General features: G+C 43.5%; 17 protein-coding genes. 10 read left to right on the top strand and 7 right to left on the bottom strand.

Features of this window, described 5'->3' with window-relative positions; translation table 11 throughout:
* Window positions 1-210 precede the first annotated feature (210 nt).
* From ACR63N_RS12210 to ACR63N_RS12225, 4 genes are all read right to left on the bottom strand, one after another.
* Window positions 211-1410 (bottom strand): FHA domain-containing protein, encoded by a 1200-nt coding sequence (locus ACR63N_RS12210; RefSeq protein WP_472782095.1) that lies wholly within the window; start codon window positions 1408-1410, stop codon window positions 211-213.
* 103 nt (window positions 1411-1513) lie between these two features.
* On the bottom strand, window positions 1514-2368 hold the full coding sequence (locus ACR63N_RS12215; protein WP_367106598.1) for an RsiV family protein: 855 nt from the start codon (window positions 2366-2368) through the stop codon (window positions 1514-1516).
* A 376-nt stretch (window positions 2369-2744) separates the two neighbouring features.
* Complete coding sequence (locus ACR63N_RS12220; protein WP_367106597.1) at window positions 2745-3191, bottom strand: DMT family transporter; 447 nt, start codon at window positions 3189-3191, stop codon at window positions 2745-2747.
* Between the two features lie 15 nt (window positions 3192-3206).
* On the bottom strand, window positions 3207-3647 hold the full coding sequence (locus tag ACR63N_RS12225) for a DMT family transporter (protein ID WP_472782096.1): 441 nt from the start codon (window positions 3645-3647) through the stop codon (window positions 3207-3209).
* Window positions 3648-3793: 146 nt separating this feature from the next.
* On the opposite strand from ACR63N_RS12225, the gene ACR63N_RS12230 reads away from it, so the two are divergent.
* The gene (locus ACR63N_RS12230; protein WP_472782097.1) at window positions 3794-5266 is read left to right on the top strand and encodes a right-handed parallel beta-helix repeat-containing protein; all 1473 of its coding nucleotides are present in this window, start codon (window positions 3794-3796) and stop codon (window positions 5264-5266) included.
* 194 nt (window positions 5267-5460) lie between these two features.
* Here ACR63N_RS12230 and ACR63N_RS12235 read toward each other — a convergent pair whose 3' ends face one another.
* On the bottom strand, window positions 5461-6375 hold the full coding sequence (locus ACR63N_RS12235) for a lantibiotic ABC transporter permease (RefSeq protein WP_472782098.1): 915 nt from the start codon (window positions 6373-6375) through the stop codon (window positions 5461-5463).
* A 131-nt stretch (window positions 6376-6506) separates the two neighbouring features.
* A complete protein-coding gene (locus ACR63N_RS12240) occupies window positions 6507-8129 on the bottom strand; it encodes a peptide chain release factor 3 (protein WP_367110794.1) in 1623 nt (540 codons plus the stop codon).
* A gap of 270 nt (window positions 8130-8399) precedes the next feature.
* Between ACR63N_RS12240 and ACR63N_RS12245 the strand changes: the two genes are divergently transcribed.
* Window positions 8400-9752 (top strand): MBL fold metallo-hydrolase, encoded by a 1353-nt coding sequence (locus tag ACR63N_RS12245; RefSeq protein WP_367106593.1) that lies wholly within the window; start codon window positions 8400-8402, stop codon window positions 9750-9752.
* Between the two features lie 32 nt (window positions 9753-9784).
* Here the strand turns inward: ACR63N_RS12245 and ACR63N_RS12250 are convergent, their stop codons facing one another.
* Window positions 9785-10717, bottom strand: coding sequence for a hypothetical protein (locus ACR63N_RS12250; protein WP_367106592.1), 933 nt, complete (start codon window positions 10715-10717; stop codon window positions 9785-9787).
* A gap of 351 nt (window positions 10718-11068) precedes the next feature.
* On the opposite strand from ACR63N_RS12250, the gene ACR63N_RS12255 reads away from it, so the two are divergent.
* From ACR63N_RS12255 to ACR63N_RS12290, 8 genes are all read left to right on the top strand, one after another.
* The gene (locus ACR63N_RS12255) at window positions 11069-11482 is read left to right on the top strand and encodes an Ohr family peroxiredoxin (protein WP_367104677.1); all 414 of its coding nucleotides are present in this window, start codon (window positions 11069-11071) and stop codon (window positions 11480-11482) included.
* Between the two features lie 184 nt (window positions 11483-11666).
* Window positions 11667-14621 (top strand): DNA polymerase I, encoded by a 2955-nt coding sequence (gene polA / locus ACR63N_RS12260; RefSeq protein WP_367106591.1) that lies wholly within the window; start codon window positions 11667-11669, stop codon window positions 14619-14621.
* A 280-nt stretch (window positions 14622-14901) separates the two neighbouring features.
* Window positions 14902-15315, top strand: a complete 414-nt coding sequence (gene nikR, locus ACR63N_RS12265) for a nickel-responsive transcriptional regulator NikR (protein ID WP_367106590.1) — start codon at window positions 14902-14904, stop codon at window positions 15313-15315.
* Between the two features lie 96 nt (window positions 15316-15411).
* Window positions 15412-17028, top strand: a complete 1617-nt coding sequence (locus ACR63N_RS12270; protein WP_367106589.1) for an ABC transporter substrate-binding protein — start codon at window positions 15412-15414, stop codon at window positions 17026-17028.
* 1 nt (window position 17029) lies between these two features.
* Window positions 17030-18028, top strand: a complete 999-nt coding sequence (locus tag ACR63N_RS12275) for an ABC transporter permease (protein ID WP_472782099.1) — start codon at window positions 17030-17032, stop codon at window positions 18026-18028.
* Window positions 18025-18921 (top strand): ABC transporter permease, encoded by an 897-nt coding sequence (locus ACR63N_RS12280; protein WP_367106587.1) that lies wholly within the window; start codon window positions 18025-18027, stop codon window positions 18919-18921. The genes ACR63N_RS12275 and ACR63N_RS12280 overlap by 4 nt, the downstream gene beginning before the upstream one ends.
* A gap of 15 nt (window positions 18922-18936) precedes the next feature.
* A complete protein-coding gene (locus ACR63N_RS12285) occupies window positions 18937-19860 on the top strand; it encodes an ABC transporter ATP-binding protein (RefSeq protein ID WP_367106586.1) in 924 nt (307 codons plus the stop codon).
* Window positions 19850-20458: an ABC transporter ATP-binding protein gene (locus ACR63N_RS12290; protein ID WP_367106585.1), complete on the top strand. Its 609-nt coding sequence runs from the start codon at window positions 19850-19852 to the stop codon at window positions 20456-20458. The genes ACR63N_RS12285 and ACR63N_RS12290 overlap by 11 nt, the downstream gene beginning before the upstream one ends.
* Window positions 20459-20588: the final 130 nt, after the last annotated feature.

Here is a 20588-nt window from a genome sequence, read left to right on the forward strand (position 1 = left end):
AAAAATAATAAAAGCAGAAAAAAATCACAGCGTAAGTTCCATACTATGGAGCCCACACTGAAAATAAATAGAGGGAAAACAACTTAAGTCCATCTAAAACCCAGTTAGCCAGTATAACAAAACTGGCTAACATTTGGGTTTGGGACAGCTAGATAACTTATGTAAGTCTGAGTATGTGTGCCTCTATTTTTTGTGATTTAAAACCAAGTATTATGCTCCGCCCATGTTAAATAACCATAAGGCGATACCGATAATAAGAATGGCAATAAATACCCAAATAAACCAGCCACCGCTAGGTTTTCTCTCGGTTTGACCGGGATTAGCAGGGTTATCAATAGCTTGATCCATGGCGTTATTACCCTCAGTACCTAAATCTCGCCCTTGACCCAAATTGGCGGTTCCTGAGAACTGTGCTGACGCAGCTTGTTTGGCGCGTAGTACATCTGGATCAGCTTCTTCTTGCAGCTCCGTTGTGGTAGTTTTATCATGTTCTGGCGTGACGACTGACTCTTGATGAGCGGCTGTCTTTTTCATCAGCGGTTCATCGGTTTTTGGTTCATCAGTTGCCGGCTTTGTTTCTAATGGTTCTGCTTTTAAGGTCTTATCAGACTTATCGTTTGACATCATTGTCTCCTGTTCTTCTTCTTCAAGTGGTACGGTGTTTTTTAACAATATAGGTTCTACGACTGCGGCAGCGGGGGAGGTATTTTCATCCACTGTAGATGCCATTACCTCTTTGATCATTGTTTCTTTGTTTACTGGCTCGTCAGTGTTACTTGCCGTCTCTTGATCGTCAAGCGTTTCTTTAATAGTAGTTGTTTGGTCAATGGTAGTTGGTTGTGAAGCTTTAGAGGCGGGTTTAGACGTTTCTCTTGCTTTAGTCTCAGAAGTAACGACAGCATCAGCGGTAACGGCAGCTATATCATCTTCTACTGACTCATCTGTAGTAGATGTTGGGGTTGCAGTTTTAGTAGTAGAGCCGTCATTAGCTTGCACATTATCCATCTCTGCGCTTACAGGTGCTAAATCTACTTGATCATCGCTCCTAGATGTCTTGCTCTCTACAGGCATCGCCACCTGAAAAGCAAAACTTGCAAAGCTGACAGTATCATCAACATTGAGCAGCTTGGCATCGCTACCTTCAATACGCTGATCATTAATAAAAGTACCGTTTGATGACTCCAAGTCTTTGATATGTAGTTTACCGTTTAACACGCTAAGCTGAGCGTGATTACGCGATACAGATTTGCTTCCTAGTACTACATCGTTGTCATTGCCACGACCAATGGATAAATTATCACTGACGGTCAGTGTCAAATCACCAAGCGCTTCTGTCAAAGCATTGAGTTGCCAAGTATTAGACTCTACATCGGTTGTCGCAGCGTTATTTTGCTCTAAATGATTCGCCATATCGTTACTCCTTTTTATTAAATATTTTATAGGTTCTTTTATTGTATCGATCTAATTATGTTATAAACGACTAACCTGTTATATAAACTATCATATTAATATTTTACTTTAAAATAGTGGGCATAAAACGCGCTTTGATAACTCCTATTAGCTTACTATAAGGAATACTGAGCACTGGCATGCCATAAGCATACGGGCTAATAGAGTAATGCTGATAGCGAATATCAACTCCTCTATCAGTCAAAGTGACATTATCACTAAGCGTAAACGGCCAGTTCTGCTCATAACTACTAACATCCTCATCTATCGTACGTACCCATGTTTTGTAAGCATCATAAGCTAATGCTGCAAACTTGGACTTTTTGCCGCTAATAAGCATGTCATCAAGGCTGATTTGGGTTTTATGACTAGGATCAAAAATTAGATATTCGCTATAAGGCATACCATGCGCGCCGCCAGTAAAAACATAAGCGTCAATCTCAAATAGCTCAAAATCTTGGCGCTGCCCAAGTGTGACATGCCCCATATAATTGGGGGTCACCAACAATTGATATGACCACGGTCTGTCATCTGGCACCTCAATGAACTGCGATTTGGCAAAGTCATCGAGCGCCGTTTGGGTGGTTTTATCATCGTCGCTTTTAGAGGGTTCAGATTCGCTCGGTTTGCTATTAATTACTATATTATTGATGCGCCGATTGACGATATTATTGATCCAATCTTGATTAGTTTTGATATATTTGACATCGATATCAGGGCAATTGTTGTTCTCATAGCATTGATCTTGTAGGCTTTTTGGTAGTTCATACTCTAAATAGTAGTCACTGCTAATCAAAGTATTAGCTAAGGCAGATAACGGGAATAGTCCTAAAAACAAACATAGCAACCTGCTGCCTATTTGCGCGTTTAGTGGCATAGGCGAGCGGTTGATATGACTAAGAGGAGCAAATGCTGGCATAGACTCTCGCTACTATATTTAGAACTATAGCGATATAGTACCGCAAGTATGATTGTCTATTGTTGAAACACTGTTTGTGTTTTTGTAGGGCTGAATGTCGCTATTTATGGTCAAATATCAGCTTAAGAACAGGGATAATAATTAGAGACAGTAAATAAAAACAGTAATTAGAGGCGATAAAAAAGATACAGTGGGCGTGTTTTTTAGATAATAAGCAAGTTTTTATGATTACTAGATAGGTCTCGTGAGGTGCTACAACGTGATAAAAACAAAGCCTATGGAGTCGTTGCGCGCATATATAGTGTATTCATTATTCGAGCGGTCTATTTGACTCATGTCATTAGATTACATTTTAAGCCTCATAGAATATAAAATATTAGAAAAACCTAATTAATGCGACTCCAGAAGCTAAAACGACAACACCAAGTATCTTGCGGCCGTTGACAGGCTTTTTTTTAAATCCAATTAATCCGAAATGATCTAATACTACAGCGGTACTTAACTGCCCCATTAGTATTAATCCAACTAGAAGTCCGGCACCAACTACTGGGGCTAGAAAAGTAGTGGCAAAAACAAAATAAGCGCCCAAAAACCCGCCAATCCAGTGCCACCATTTTGTGTCGGTGTCTTTGATTATGGTAGGAATAGAGATTTTACGTATTATTATTACCACAAAGAGGGCCACAAATCCTATGGTAAAGGATATAGCAGCAGATATTATAGGGCTATGAGTCCATACTGCGGTAAGCTGCGAATTTACACCGCCCTGAATGGCAAGACACATGCCACCTACTATACCCATTACTATATAAAAAATATTCATAACTGCCTTTTATGTTTATGATTTACGGATAAGAAGGACACCAGCGCCTAACAATGCGATTCCAATAAGACGAGTTGTATTTACTGGACGAACGGGGTAACCAGCAAGCCCAAAATGATCTAACACTACAGCAGCTAATATTTGACCTGCCAAAACTAAGGCTACGACTACGCTTGCTCCTAAACGAGGAGAGAGATAAACCAGAGAGTAGACAAAATAGGCACCCAGTATTCCTCCTGTCCAATGCCACCAAAGTATTTTATCTGTAAGCGCAGGAATAGGAATGAATAATACGAGGCTCAAAGTCCACAGTGCTAGTGCACCCACTAAAAAGGAGATTGCCGATGCTAACACAGAGTTTTTTGCCCAATGCTTGGTAAGTTGTGCATTAATACCGCCCTGAGCACCAATAAAGGCTCCCCCAAGCACGCCCATTATTATGGCTATCAAATTCACTTATTCACCTGTTGATTGACATGAGATTGAAGCACTCTACTATACCTCTAGAACAGTAGAACAAAAACATTCTTTCTATATCAATTTCTTAAAATTATTATATTTATACCAATAATCTACAGCGTCCAATAAAAAGAGGCTATTTGATGAAAAAGATATCATTGCTAATAATGAGCTCAGTAATCATGCATATAGCCTTCTCTTCTGTCTCTGCCACTGCAGGAATAAAATTTGATAGTAGTACACAACTAAAGATGCCAAGCGACTGGACTGGCAATAAAAATTTAAGAGTAATGCCGTATAAGAATCAATCGGTTGACGTACCCATTCTAGACTTACGTTATCCTCACAATGAAGGTTATCGCAATGAGGACAGCGTAGACGTACAAACCGTCAATCAGAAAATTGCTAGTCTAGGCGATAATGGGATTGTGCTTATAAGTGGCAGTGTTGTGTTTGACGATAGCCTGATTATTGGCGAAAATCAGACTCTATTAGGTAACGGCTCTCTACAGATTAAAACCAAATCTGGCAATATAATTACTTATATACGCAAAGTGCCAGCCGTGATTACCAATAGCTCAAACAGTAGCGTTATTAAAGTTGCTTCCAATACCAATATAAGCGGCGTAACTCTTAAAAGTGGTTTGGAGGGTATCGGTAGTTTAAACGATAGCACAAGCAACGTCAGTATTAGCGATGTTGATATCTCAGCGACTACAGGCGATGGTATTAAACTGGATAATACCGACGGTCTTAGTATAAGCAATAGCGCAATTCATGATTTGAGCATTTGTGAAGATAAGACAATTTGTGAATTTTCAGTACTCTCGCCGACCATTGCTCCAAATGCTGCAATAAGTGCTATTGGTAGTAGCAACATTATCATTGATAACGTCGATATCGATAGCGTTACCTATGGTATCTTTTTAGCTAATAATTTTTTAAAAGGCAATTATGACTCAGATACCAACACTTATAAGAACACAACCTCAAATGTGACAATCAACAATACCAAAATTAGTAACTCACGCCGTGAAGGGCTACTCTTAGTAGGCAACGATGGCGTAACGACTAATAACCTTACTATTGATAATAGTCATCAAGTACAAGATATGGATTTGGTCGTATTGCAAGCCAGCCACGACGTAACTATGAACGATACTAATCTATTGGGCGGCGTCAATGGCTTAATGATCGTTAATTCAGCTACCTTACCTAATTTTGATGGCAATGATATTAGCGCAGCAGACATGACTATCAGTGACCCAAGTCGCTCAGGCGTATTTATTAATCCAGCTGCAACTATTAGCTTAGAGAACGTCACTGTTAACAACCCAGGAATCGCTGGATTATCGTTGTTGGGTAATGAGTTTGGTAATGAAGGGTTAGGAGCAGCTGTTGAAAATATGACGTTAACCAATGTGCAGGTCAATCATCCAGCAAAAGCGGCTATTACCTTCTCTGGGCCTATGAAAAATATCAATGGTGATGTGACTACCACTCAAACTGAAATCGCCTGTGTTAATCCATCTCATTTAGGACAACTCGAGCAAGATCCTGATAGTATTTTGACCATTAATGGCAAAGTATTGGCGGATTTGGATGATTGTGATTAGTTAAGTCTAAAAAAAGACACGGCGGGCGTGTTTATTGATGCTATTTTTAGTTGTCTGATACTAGTGGTTGCGTTTTTAGCAAGTATCCAGTACAACTGTCTAGAACGTTCAATGAACAACTATTATACTAACCTATATGTTAGGCAAATTATAATACCCTGTAAGTATTAGATTTAAAAACACTAGGTCGATTTCTATGTAGTATGGCGTTTTGCCATATATTTACCCAGTAACGGCAAGCAAAATGCTGGTAATTGAAAGGCACCCAGTAACGGTAAAAACATCGTACCCATAAAGGGTACCGTTATGGTGTAAGTAAGTAATACATTACGTCCACCGCACACCAGCGCCGCGACAATAGCATTTTCATAACCAAAACGCCGATATATCACATAAGCGCTAAAATAAAACACCAATGCCAATACCGAACTTAGCACTAGTAATAATAACGCTTGCCACGGATCATAGTCAAAGGTGGCACGAAATCCTGCCATCAGTCCCAGTGGGAACAACATCAGTAGTAAAATATTAAACTGCCCAATTTTGGGATAATAACGTGACAAAATAACTGGTGGAACGAAACGACGCACTACCACTGCTAGCACCATTGGCATAACAATATAAACCAACAAACGCCTGACATAAACACCAATATCTAAATGCGCATTCGCGTCACCTAATAGCCACAATACGCCCAATAATGTACATGGCATAACGAGGGTCGCAGCGATCGTTTTTGCCGTCGCCAGTTGTGCATCAAACCCCACTGCATTGACCAACGCACCGCTACCAAATAACGGAGCAGTGGCACCAAGACCTGCAATAGCCAATAACCAATCGCCACGTACACCAAGGGCATAAGCAATTAATATTAAAAATAGACTCATGCCCCCACTTTGTAATAAGGCAAAAACCCATACATAGCTTGTCGATATACGCTTTAACAGCGCATATTGATCAATGCCTAATAAAGTAAAAAACATCAAGAAGAACAGTACTTGGGGTAAATATACTAATACTGCATTAGATAAGTTTGGCAAAACAAAGCCCACAATGGCGCAAACTGGCATAATTAATGTGCTATGACGCGCAATAAAACGAAGAAGCATGACCTTTCCTAATATTCAAGTCCTCACTAGGGAACCACTCTTGCCTTTGCGACGAAAACTATGATAAATAACTTCCACTCAATAAAAAAGACACGCTAAGCGTGCCTTTTTTCTGGTTTAAGAATAATAAATCAATGCTCGCGCGTATTACTAAATTCGATCTCCGGATAGCGCTCCTGCATCAGCTGCAAGTTAACACGGCTAGGCGCTAAATAAGTTAGATAACCGCCGCCATCAATAGACAATTGATCATGGGCTTTACGTTTAAACTTGGTTAAAGCTACCTCATCATCACAGTGAATCCAGCGTACCGTAGCAATGGAGACCGGCTCAAAGGTGCACTGTACTTTGTACTCTTCTTTGAGACGATGCGCGACGACTTCGAACTGCAAGACTCCAACTGCGCCTAAGATTAGGTCATTATTAATTTGCGGCATAAAGACCTGTGTTGCACCCTCTTCACTTAATTGTTGCAGACCTTTTTGCAAAGCTTTAGATTTGAGCGGATCTTTGAGCACCACGCGGCGAAACAATTCAGGTGCAAAGTGTGGAATGCCGGTAAAGTTCAGCGCCTCGCCTTCGGTGAAGCTGTCACCGATAGAGATGGTGCCATGATTATGCAGGCCGATAATATCGCCCGGATAAGCTTCTTCTAACGCTTCACGGTCCCCTGCCAAAAAAGTTAGCGCATCAGCGATACGTACGTCTTTACCCAAGCGCACATGCTTCATTTTCATGCCTTTTTCGTACTTACCCGAGCACACTCTTAAGAACGCTATACGATCACGATGACGCGGATCCATATTGGCCTGAATCTTGAACACGAAGCCGCTAAAGTCAGCCTCAGTCGCGGCCACTTCACGCTCTTCAGTGGGATGCTCTTTGGGTGGCGGCGCATACTTAACCAAGGTATCGAGCACCATATTGACGCCAAAATTACCTAAAGCGGTACCGAATAGTACTGGCGTCATCTCCCCTGCCAAAAACTCTTCTACACTAAAGTCCTCGAGCGCCATTTGTACCAATTCAAGCGACTCTTCAAAGGCGGCAAACATCAACGTCCCTAAACGCTCACGTATATCGGGGTAGTCATAACCTTCGCGGGTCTCAGAGACGGTAATCTCGCCGCCATGACCTTTTTCATAAAAGTAGGTTTTGTTTTCAGTCAGATGATAGACACCAACGAAATCTTGACCCATACCGATAGGCCAAGTGACTGGAATACACTTGATTTTTAGTACCGCTTCGATCTCGCTGAGCAAATCTAGCGGCTCACGAATCTGGCGATCGAGCTTATTGACAAAGGAGATAATCGGCGTATCACGCATCCGGCACACCTCCATCAGCTTGATGGTACGCTCCTCCACACCTTTTGCGCCATCAACCATCATCAGCGCGCTGTCGACGGCAGTCAGGGTGCGATAGGTATCCTCGCTAAAGTCCGCGTGACCTGGGGTGTCGAGCAAGTTAACAATGTGATCCTGATAAGGAAACTGCATGACTGAGGTGGTAATAGAGATACCGCGTTCTTGCTCCATACTCATCCAATCTGAGGTAGCATGGCGATCGGTTTTGCGGCCTTTGACCTCGCCTGCCACCTGAATGGCTTGGCCCCACAACAGCAGCTTTTCGGTCATGGTAGTTTTACCGGCATCAGGATGCGAGATAATAGCAAAGGTGCGGCGTTTGGCAACCTCACGGGCAAGTTTAGTGGGAGACAGCTTGGTAGCTGAAGACTTAGAATCTGCGCTCATAATGAATAACTTATCGTTAAATTTTGGAAGGAATAAATAGAAGGTAGTGAAAACTAATAGATAAATAGGATGAATTTTAGTGCGCATATTATAGCGGTTTTATGATTAAGAAGCTATTTTTACTGCGTTTACTAGCCTCTTGGAACAATATTTATACTTATAATATATGATAAAGTACATTGTACAGAAGACTTACTTGATATCCTTTTTGATACTAAACTTTAATATTAGAATCATATATTTTTGATAATAATTAATAGGGAAACGCTTATGCTACTCGAAAAGATCAAAACTCCCGGACTCTCGCACCTGTCTTATTTGATAGGGTCAGATGGTCAAGCGGCGGTCATTGACCCGCGTCGAGACTGCGATATTTATGTCGACAAAGCACGTGCAGCAGGACTTGAGATCACTCATATTTTTGAGACCCATCGCAATGAAGACTTGGTTTCTGGCGCGCCGATCTTAGCCGAGATAACTGGTGCCAAGGTACTACATGGTCCCAATCCAGAGAAGCCTATTGTCTATGCGCAAACGGCGCATGAAGGTGACTGTTTCGCTATCGGTCAGCTGGAGATCCGCGTCCTAGAGACGCCCGGTCACACTGATGATCATCTTAGCTTTGCTCTATACGATACTGCTTATCCAGATAAGGCAGTTGGCGTATTCACTGGCGATGCTTTATTTGTCGGTGATGTAGGTCGCACCGACTTTTATCCTGATCGGCTTGAGGAAGTCGCGGGACTACTTTATGATTCGCTACAAAAAATATTAGCTTTAGGAGATCAGGCGATAATTTACCCTGCCCACGGTGCAGGTTCAGTCTGCGGCTCAGGGATGGCAGAGCGTGAGTTCTCTACTGTCGGTCATGAGAGAGTAAACAATCCACGTCTGCAAATTGCAGATCGTGACGCCTTTATCGATTTCAAAGTAAACGAGAACCATTACCAGCCGCCTTATTTTCGCTTGATGGAGCGCCTCAATATGGAAGGCGGTGAAGCGGCACCGCGCGTCATGCGTCCGCGTAACCTATCCCTTGAGCAGCTCAAAAACAGTAATGCCGATCATTTAATCGATATTCGTGAACCAATGGCTTACGCTGCTGGTCATCTGCCCAATGCTATGAGCTTGCCAGTAGATATGATATCTGCTTTTGCTGGCTGGTTCATCTCTGAAGGAGAAAGCATTGCATTAATTGCATCCAATGAAGAACAGCTGGCTACCGCTATGGAGCATCTGGTACGGATCGCGCTTAATAATGTCATAGGTGGCTATGTCGGCTTGCTTCCTGCTGCGGCGCAAGGCATGCAGATGCAGCAAACGCCTATGGTAGATACTGGCGAGGTAGAAGAACGACTTAACAGTGATGCTAAAGACTGGATACTACTCGACGTTCGCGATGCTGACGAACGCGCTGAAGTTTCTATCAAAGGATCTCAGCACATCTACGTTGGCAAGCTCAATGAGCAGTGGCGCAAGCTTGATAAAAACCGCCATTATACGCTGATGTGTGGTAGCGGCGCACGAGCTACGGTCGCTGCAGGGTGGCTTGCGAGCCGTGGCTTTAAAAATCTTGATATTTATTTAGGATCAATGGGTGCTTGGCAAGCGGCCCACAATTGAGCTTATAATCGATAGCTAAAGCTTGTTAGCAGTTATAGTATGGAGTTGCTATCGCGGTAGTAGCGTCTGATTTGCTCTTCTAAAAAGTCAGCCGCTACCTCATTGACTAAAGTACAATCTACCACACCGCGACTGCTGTTCTCATTAGGCCGCGAAGCATTAGTGTCGATATAATTGGCCTCGTAAATACGGTCGTCATAATCGACGCCTCTAAATATGTATTCAGGTTCATTATCAAAGGCGAAGAATTTAACTTGCGCCGTTTGTAATTGGTTACTTATACCTGTATTTAGACGAGTAGTACTAAAATTTCTATTGTCGCTAAAACGATTTTCGGATGCCTCAACCCAATCTTCAAGATCATCATAACGAGTTCTGTCTTTATCATTAAAGACAAAAAATGAGCGCGCGCTAGTCGTTACAGGGATATAGCACACAGAACCTACTGGAAACTCGACACTTAATGGAATATTCGGATAATTGTTTAAATCAGTCAAAATTCCTCGGCTGCCGCCAAGATTGTTACCCAGACTATAGCTACCAGCGTTCACTCCCGATAAGTCCAGTGTTCTATAAGTCGTTTCATAATTGAAATTATTACTACTGTTTACCTCGTAAACAGGTTGCCTGACGGTACGGCCATTGACCTTAATATAGCGATCTTCGAGTGTGCCCTCAAAATTATCTGATAGCACTATCGATTGTTCTAAATCATTAATATTTTGCGAATTAAAGCTTCCGACAATATTGGTTACATCAATATCGCGCTCGCCATCACTATACTCGGTATCAATACGAGCAACAGCTTCTGTGCTTACCTGACGATCTATACCTTTATCAAAGCGCGTTACCGTAAATTCATTACTACTGATCGAACCAAAGATAGCATTGTCTTCATCATTACAGCCTACTAAGCCAATAGCCACCATTGACAACACTATAGGGGTGATTACCAAGTTTTTCATAGCAAAATATCCTTTTTATCAAAAATGCTATTAGTCTTTCGCACCATAAAATTGAACTTTATACGAGTATCTTATAAGGATTTGGCAACTATTTATATATAAGGCTTGTTATAGGCAGGAACTTAACTGCTATAAATCGAAAAAATATTAAACCTCAGAGTATGCTACACATTCACAAGTAAGCACTTACAAATTCATAGCATACATTTACCACGAATAGGTAAAGTGCTGTAGAAGGTTTGCTATGCTAACTAAGCTACGCGAAAAAATAAGTTATTAAAGATAAGTGTATTCTTTAAGAACTTTAAGCAAAAAATAATTTAAGTAAAACTAACAACGAAGGATATGTTTATGAAAACCTTGTATTCAACCAAAGCAACCGTAACTGGTGGTCGTATGGGTACCGCTAAGCTAGAAGACAGTGATCTTGAGATCAATATGGCGCCTCCGGGTGGCAATAAAGAAGGTAACAACCCTGAGCAATTATTGGCAATGGGCTATGCTGCTTGTTTTGATAGTGCTTTAGGGGTGGTCAAAAAGATGGAAGAAGCCAGCTTTTCTTCAACGACTGAAACCTCAGTAGATTTGCTACAAGGTGACAACCACGATTATAAACTAGCGGTGAAAATCCATGTTATCGCTGATAGTACTGACTTATCTGCTGATGATGTCCAAAAACTGGTCGAAAAAGCGCACGAAGTTTGCCCTTATTCAAAAGCTACCCAAGGTAATATCGATATCGAAGTGACTTCAGAAGTTAAATAACGTGTTGGTTTGTTCAATATAGATAAGTATATTAAAAGAACTCAGCTGGTCTGGGTTCTTTTTTTATTCGTTAACCTCTCCCTATTCGGCACGCGTCACTTTTAGCGTTATAATAGGTTATCTTTTTATCTATCCTTTTATCTGATAACTGCTAATAACTTTTAACAACTACTAAGTGACCTTTATGACCGACAACGATCACAACTCACACTCACCTATTGACCCTGATGTTTTGCCAAACTTCGATACCATGCCCAATGTAGCGACCATGGACACCGCTCATGTGGACAAAGAGCAGCCGCCATTTATCCTAGTCGATGGCTCGTATTATCTGTTTCGCACTTATCATGCATTGCCAAAAACTATGCAAAACACGCAAGGGCTAATGACTAATGCGATACGCGGGACGTTAAACGCGCTACTAAAACTGATGCGCCGTTATCACCCAACTCATATGGCAGTTTGTTTCGATACTAAATCGCCCACCTTTCGTCATCATCTATCCTCCGACTACAAAGGCGATCGTCCGCCCATCGATATCGAGCTGGTCGAGCAAATTCCTTATATTCATCGATTAGTAGCCGCCCTCGGTATTCCCCTACTACGCATTGAAGGCGCAGAAGCTGACGATATTATTGGCACCCTTGCTCATCGCGCTGTCGCTGAAGGTCATCATGTAGTGATCTCAACCGGTGATAAAGACATGGCGCAGCTGGTTAATGACTGCGTAATATTAGAGGACAGCTTTACGGGCAAAATCACTGATAGCCAAGGCGTGGTGGAAAAATTCGGCGTCAAACCTAACCAGATGGTCGACTTTTTGACCCTAATGGGCGACTCCTCTGATGGTATCAAAGGCGTACCTGGCATTGGTAAAAAGACCGCTAAAGACTTGCTCAATGAATACGGCAACATTGCGACGATGCTTGAAAACGTAGCTAATATCAAAGGCCGCGCGGGTAAAAACTTGGTGGAGTATAGCGATGACATTCCTATGAATGCGCAGCTGGCGACCATCGTGACTGATCTTGCTATCGGCCAAGATTGGAGAGATCTGAAGATCAATACCGACCCTTGCGCTCATATTGATGAGCTACGCGCGCTATACAGCGAGCTTGAGTTTAAAAACGAGCTAGCATCCTTAGATCACCCCAATCATCCGGCAAACGGTAGCTCAAGTGTGGCAGATAGCCAAGCAAACGCCGAATCGCAAGCGCAAGTCGCCAAATCTTTACAGTCGAGCAAAATTGACAATATTAAAGATAGCAAAAGCCGTGATAAAGCGTGGCATACCATCTTTGATGAGGCGGCTTTGGACAGCTTGATTGCAGAGTTGTCAGCTGCGCCGCATTTCGTCATCGATACTGAAACCACGAGCATTTATTGGCGTGAGGCCGAAATCGTCGGGCTGTCTTTTGCTGTGCAAGCGCACGAAGCTTATTATATTCCGCTGACTCATGTGCTAGAAGGTGATGAGCTAACCGCTAAGCAACTAGATCGTGATACGGTACTGACCAAACTTAAACCCCTTTTAGAAAACCCTAAGATTGGTAAAATCGGTCAGCATCTTAAATACGACGCTCATATTCTCAGTCGTTACGATATTGATTTGATCGGTGCTATACATGAGACTCTAAGTAACTGGGCAATGGATACCATGCTGGCAAGCTATGTGATTAACGCGGCGATTACTCGTCACGGCATGGACGATTTGGCGCGCCATTACCTGCACACTCAAACCATCAGTTATGAGGACGTTGCTGGTAAAGGCGCTAAACAAGTGAGTTTCGATCAAGTCGCTATCGAGATTGCTAGCGACTATGCATGTGAAGATGCGGACATCACTTATCAGTTGTTTGAAGTCTTTAGCGAAACTTTAGCGGATGATGAGAATAATATTAGACTGCTCACTGAGCTTGAGATACCTATCGCGCAGATACTATGCCAAATGGAGGCGCACGGTATTTTGATCAAGCGCTCGTTTTTAAATGAGCTGTCCAAACGCTTTGATGAGGAGATTATCGCGCTTGAAAAACAGGCTTATGACATCGCAGGTGAGGAGTTTAACCTAGGCTCGCCCAAACAGCTTGGCGAGATGCTATTTGATAAACTAGGCGTTCCCGGCGGCAAAAAAACCAAGTCTGGTCAATACTCTACAGGCGAGGCCATACTCTCAAAAGTTGATCATCCCCTAGCCGATATTGTCCTAGAGTATCGCAGCCTTGCCAAATTAAAGAATACTTATACTGACTCTCTTGACGCGGTAGCAGATAGCGAAACGGACCGCGTGCATACCAGTTATCATCAAGCGCTGACCAGTACTGGCAGACTGTCATCCACTGATCCAAACTTACAAAATATCCCTATTCGTACAGTAACGGGTCGTCTGATTCGTCAAGCCTTTATTGCACCAGAAGGCCGCGTTATTTTAGCAGCGGATTACTCGCAGATTGAGCTGCGTTTAATGGCGCATTTTTCAGGAGATGCCAACTTAACCCGAGCTTTTAAAGAAGGTTTGGACATTCATGCTGCTACTGCTGCCGAAGTATTGGGTAAGAGCGTTGAAGACGTCACTGCTACCGAACGGCGTAATGCCAAAGCCATTAACTTCGGGCTGCTCTACGGTATGAGCGCCTTTGGGCTTGCCAAGCAATTGCAAATGAGCCGAGGCGAGGCGCAAGACTATATCGACATGTACTTTGAGCGCTATCCGGGCGTTAAACAATATATGCTCAACACCCGTGCCAGCGCCGTAGAGCGCGGTTATATCGAAACGATACTCGGTCGTAAACTCTACACTCCCGATATCAATCATAGTAACCGCATGGTCAAACAAGGAGCTGAACGCGCGGCTATCAACGCACCTTTGCAAGGCTCAGCGGCGGATTTGATTAAGCTTGCCATGATCGCTGTCGATAAAGTATTGCCTAAAGAGCAAGCTAAAATGCTCTTGCAAGTGCATGATGAATTGGTGTTTGAAGTCGATAGCGACAAGGTTGATGAGACGGCCAAGCTCATCACTGATGCGATGCAAAATGTACTGACTGATACTGCTAAAGATATGGGCTGGGAGGTTGATTTTGCCGTACCGCTTTTGGTTGAAACCGATAGTGGTGAGAATTGGGATGAGGCGCATTAAATTCTGATTTAGACTAGGTTATTGGATTTGATGTAGATGTAGATACCATCAAAAAGTCCTTACCTTGGAGAGCTTGCCAGGTTTAGGTGTATTGTTTCTTTAGTACAGCTCATTTTAAAAAGAGCTAAGAAGACTGTATAATCAAAATATCTACCTTTTAAAGAAAATTTACAGTGTCATAGCGTCATATTTTGTATGACGCTTTTTTTAGCTCACCTCGTGACACGTTTTTTAACTAACGTGTTACTATCTAAGTAATAGCCAGATAGGAAACGTGTCTATGCAAGATTCAAACTTAACAAGATTCGGTGTCTCTATGGAGGAAGGCTTGCTCAAGAAGTTTGATAAGTTGGTTGCTCTAAAGGGTTATAGCAATCGCTCTGAAGCGTTCCGTGATTTAGTACGCAAGTCCATTATGCAGCATGTTTATGAAGACGGCGAACAAGTAATCGCTGGTAGTATTTTGTTGTTTTACAATCACGATCAGCGAAAACTCGTTGAGGAGATGACTAGAATTCAGCATGAACACCATGATTTGATCCTAGCGACCACTCATTTTCATGTCAGTCAAGAAAACTGTCTTGAGCTTATCGTGGTTAAAGGGAAAGTTGAAGCGGTGCAAAAGCTTAGCCATAAGTTGACCACGCTAAAGGGTGTGAGTCATGGCGATTTTTCAATCGCCCCTGCTGAATAAGTTTTAGTTGCTTTTCAAATAAGTTGGTCGCATAAGTTGTGTGTCGAATAATAAACGTTTTTCCAAATACCGTTTTATTAAAAAGAGCGTACTCCCATGAATAGAAAGTCTATTGGCATGTTTGGATTATTGACGTTGTTACTCGTGTTAGTAGTAGGCTGTTCCTCACCGACAAATAATACAGGCACCGGTAATAATATAGCGGCTGACGAGACAAAAGATGAGCTTATCTTAGCGTTTGCTTCAGAGCCAGAAGCAGGGTTTGACCCTATCACAGGTTGGGGACGCTATGGGTCACCCTTATTTCAAAGCACCTTACTCAAAAGAGATGATGACCTTAATATTGCGGGTGATCTGGCGACAGATTATGAAGTAAGCGCGGACGGTAGAGTTTGGACGATAAATTTACGTGATGACGTCAAGTTTGCCGACGGTGAACCCTTAACGGCTGAAGACGTTAAGTTTACTTTTGAGCAAGCGATGCAAAGTGCGTCAGTGGTTGATTTAAACATCCTAGAAAAAGTTGCAGCGCTTGACGAAACCACAGTTCAGTTTACCTTAAAAAACCCGCAATCAACGTTTGTGAATAGTTTGGTGGCGATGGGAATCGTGCCTGAGCATGCTTATGACGACAATTATGCTGAGAACCCTTTAGGTTCAGGGCCTTTTCACTTAGTGCAGTGGGATAAAGGGCAACAGCTTATTGTAGAGGCCAATCCTGAGTACTATGACAAGCACCCTTATTTTAAAAAGTTAACGTTTGTGTTCTTAAATGAAGACGCCGCCTTTGCAGCAGCGCAAGCAGGGACGGTTGATATTACTTATCTGCCCGCCGCTTTTAGTCACCAAAAAGTACCTGGCATGAAGCTTGAATCAGTCGAAACGGTTGATAACCGCGGCATTGCCTTTCCTTACGTTAAGTCAGGCAAAATGACAGAAGAAGGTTTGCCCATTGGCAACGACGTCACCGCTGATCCAGCGATTCGTCACGCTATCGATATTGCAGTAGACCGTGAAGCGTTAATCGAAGGGGTGTTAGAAGGCTATGGTTCGCCGGCTTATACCTCGGTCGATGGTTTGCCATGGTGGAATCCAGAAACCGTGGTTGATGATGCAAACATGGATGGCGCTCGTAAAATACTCGCCGATGCCGGCTGGGAAGATACCAATGGCGACAGCGTGCTTGAAAAGAACGGACTAAAAGCTGAATTTACCCTGCATTACCCGGCAAACGATATGATTAGACAATCCCTTGCCATTGCCGTCGCTGATATGGTAAAGCCTCTAGGCATTCAGATTAATATTGAGGGTGGCAGCTGGGATAGTATCGGCAAAAAAATGCATTCTGACGCCGTATTAATGGGCTGGGGTAGCCACAATCCTCATGAGATGGTAAGTATTTATGGCAGTGAAAACGCGGGCATTGATTATAACAATACTGGCTATTACAGCAATAAAAGCGTAGATCGTTATTTTGAGCAAGCGCTGCAAGCCAAGAGTGAAGAAGAAGCGCTTGAGTATTGGAAAAAAGCGCAGTGGGATGGAACGACAGGACTTAGCGGTAAAGGTGACGCGGCTTGGGTTTGGCTGGTTAATATTGATCACTTATATCTGATGAAAGACAATCTCGATATTGGCACTCAAAGAATTCATGTGCATGGACATGGTTGGCCTGCGACCGACAATATCGTAGATTGGACATGGAGTAAGTAATGTGCAAAAAAATATGGGAGAAACGGCACGCTTTTTTTTGTACAAAGGCCTAAGAATGGCGTCATTGCTGGTTGCCATTAGCTTTATCTCATTTATCCTGATGAAGAACTCCCCTATTGATCCTGTGCAAGCTTACATTGGCGCGGATATGCTAAATGTAGGACCTGAGCAGCGTCAGCAAATAGCGGAATATTGGGGACTTAATAAACCTGTTTTAGTTCAGTATACGAACTGGGCGGCGGCGGTACTGCAAGGCGATTTGGGTACCTCAATGATTTATCGGCGTCCGGTTAGTGAGGTTATCGGTGAGCGATTTATAAGCTCCTTAGCGCTTATGATAGTAGCATGGACGTTATCTGGGGTGATGGGATTTGTGTTTGGTGTCGTTGCCGCTATGAAAAATGGCACATGGATTGATCGCACTATTCAATGGTACTGCTATACCCTAGCCTCCACCCCTACTTTTTGGATGGGACTGCTAGTGCTTATTATCTTTGCGGTATGGCTTGGCTGGTTCCCAATCGGTTTAGGGGTGCCAGCAGGGGTTTTAGCGGAGGATGTGATGTTTTTAGATCGAGTCAAGCACCTTGTACTGCCGGCATTAACACTCAGTATTCTAGGGGTTGCGAACGTGGCACTACATACCCGTCAAAAGCTCATTGAGGTGCTATCAAGTGACTACGTCTTATTTGCTAGGGCTCGCGGTGAAAAAGGTTTTTCTTTGTTTTGGCGACATGGTCTGCGCAATATTGCTCTGCCAGCAGTCACTCTACAGTTCGCAGCATTTAGTGAATTGTTTGGCGGCGCTATTCTTGCCGAGCAAGTGTTTTCTTATCCGGGGCTTGGCAAAGCCACAATAGACGCCGGCCTGCGAGGGGACGTGCCACTTTTATTGGGCATCGTGTTATTTAGTACGATCTTTGTCTTTGTAGGCAATTTAATGGCTGATCTGATTTATTACATCGTCGACCCGAGGACGAGGGAAAGTAGAATGCTATGATGCCAAGTAGCCCCAATAGCCAAAGTAAACCAAGCAACATGACCAATAAAAACCATAAGCGCTTTAAACGCTTTGGACTCAATCTCAGACAGCGCACGCTGCTGATTATTATACTCGCCAGTTTATTTCTTACCAGTGTCATAATTGGTGGCATTGTTATAGATGAAGGCAAAATTGCCACCAATTTAACTGATCGTAACCTCTCCCCAACGCTTGAGCATCTGTTTGGCACCGATTGGCTGGGCCGCGATATGTTTGCGCGCACTATTAAGGGCTTAAGGCTAAGTATTGGCGTAGGGTTGCTGGGCGCGGTTGGCAGCGCTTTTATCGCCTTGGTACTAGGTATGGCGGCGGCGACCATGGGAAAGATGAGTGATCGGGTGATTACGTGGGTTATTGATCTGTTTTTGAGTGTGCCGCATCTGGTGACGCTCATCCTCATCTCATTTATGCTAGGCGGCGGTTTTAAAGGCATTGTGATAGGCTTGATGGTGACCCACTGGCCAAGTCTGGCACGAGTGATTCGAGCTGAGGTCATGCAAATACGCTCTGCGGACTACGTGCAAGTCTCGCAGCAAATGGGCAAATCGCGGTGGTGGATTGCGACCAATCATATCCTCCCGCATCTTATCCCGCAGCTGTTAGTGGGATTTATGCTCATGTTCCCGCACATTATCTTGCATGAAGCGGCGGTGACATTTTTAGGGCTAGGATTATCGCCTCATGAACCGGCGATCGGTATTATTTTGTCAGAATCGATGAGATACTTATCATCAAATCTTTGGTGGTTGGCCTTTTTCCCCGGGGTAGCTTTGCTTATCGTGGTGCGCACGTTTGAGACCATTGGTGAAAACTTAAGAAAATTGCTCGATCCTACACAAGCAAATCAGTAATTAAGGGAGAAATAGATGTCGATTTTAGAAGTAAAAGATTTATCGATATCGTTTAACCAATATACAGGTGGGTTAAAACAAAGAGAGTTGAGTGTCGTCTCAGGTTTAGACGTGAGTGTAAAAAAAGGTGAAATACTAGCCATCGTGGGAGCGAGTGGTTCAGGAAAGAGTTTACTCGCGCATTCAATTTTAGGTATTTTGCCAGCGAATGCAAACGTGAGTGGCACTATCAAATATAAAGGGGAAGCATTGACGGCTAAGCGGCAAGAATCATTACGCGCCAGTGAGATTGCTTTGATTCCGCAATCCGTTAATTTTCTAAATCCTCTTATGCGCGTAGCTAAGCAAGTTAGGTCGCCTACAAACGATGAAGCGACCATTAAGGCGCAAAGAGCAGCATTTGAGCGTTTGCAATTAGGCGCAGAGGTTGAGGATATGTACCCTTTTGAGCTCTCTGGGGGTATGGCGCGCAGAACCTTGTTATCGACTGCTATTGTCAGAGATGCCAAGCTTATTATCGCCGATGAGCCCACGCCTGGACTTGATCCTGTGGTCATAAAGGAGGCGCTGCAAAGCTTTCGAGATCTAGCTGATGAAGGGCGCACCATTATGTTCATTACCCACGATATTGAAGCGGCTTTACAAATCGCCGATCGAATCGCGGTCTTTTATGCCGGAACCACGCTTGAAATCGCCTCAGTAGAAGATTTCAGCGGCGACGGCGAGAGACTACGCCATCCTTATAGCCGGGCTTTGTGGCGTGCCTTGCCACAAAACGATTTTATTCCTATTCCAGGTTCACAGCCGAAAGCCACCGACTTGCCGCCTGGTTGTTTATTTGCGCCGCGCTGTGCGCTTATGCTGCCTGCCTGCAATGAGGCACAACCAGATATGCGCGACCTTCGTACCGGAAGAGTGAGTTGTCTGCATGCAACTTGAAGCCAAAAATATTGGCTTTCGCTACGGGGAGGGACCTTGGTTGTTTCGAGGAGTGAATATAATGATAGAATCGGGCGAAATCGTTGGGCTCATAGGGCCTAGTGGCTCCGGTAAGACCACGCTTTGCCGCATTCTATCGGGTTATGAAGCGCCTTTAGAAGGAAGCGTCACGCTTGATGGGTCAGCTATCTCTAAAACGGCTTATCATCCTGTGCAATTGGTTTTTCAACACCCTGAAAAAGCGGTTAACCCTCGCTGGAAAATGTGGAAAGTGCTTCATGAGGGCTGGAAGCCTGATCAATCGCTATTAGATTCCTTAGGCATTGAAGAAGAGTGGTTCACGCGCTTTCCGAGGGAGTTATCAGGAGGCGAGCTGCAGCGATTCTGTGTGGCAAGAGCGCTGGGACCAAAGACCAAGTTTCTTATTGCTGATGAGATGACAACCATGCTCGATGCGATTACGCAGGCACAAATTTGGCAAGCGGTTCTTGAAAAGTTTAAGCACAGTGACGTCGGTACACTGGTCGTGAGTCATGATGCCGCTCTGGTTGCTAGGCTTTGTCATCGGGTGATCGACTTAAGATATCTTAGCAAGTAATCATCTAAAAACTCGTTGTGTCTCATCTTTCCACACCAACCTACCCTCAAATCGCTGTCAATATATGACATAATTACCCCTTATTTACCCACACCGACCTCAAATATCCAGTCTTGGAAAAGCAACCAAA

It is taken from the genome of Psychrobacter sp. M4 (genome assembly GCF_055699795.1).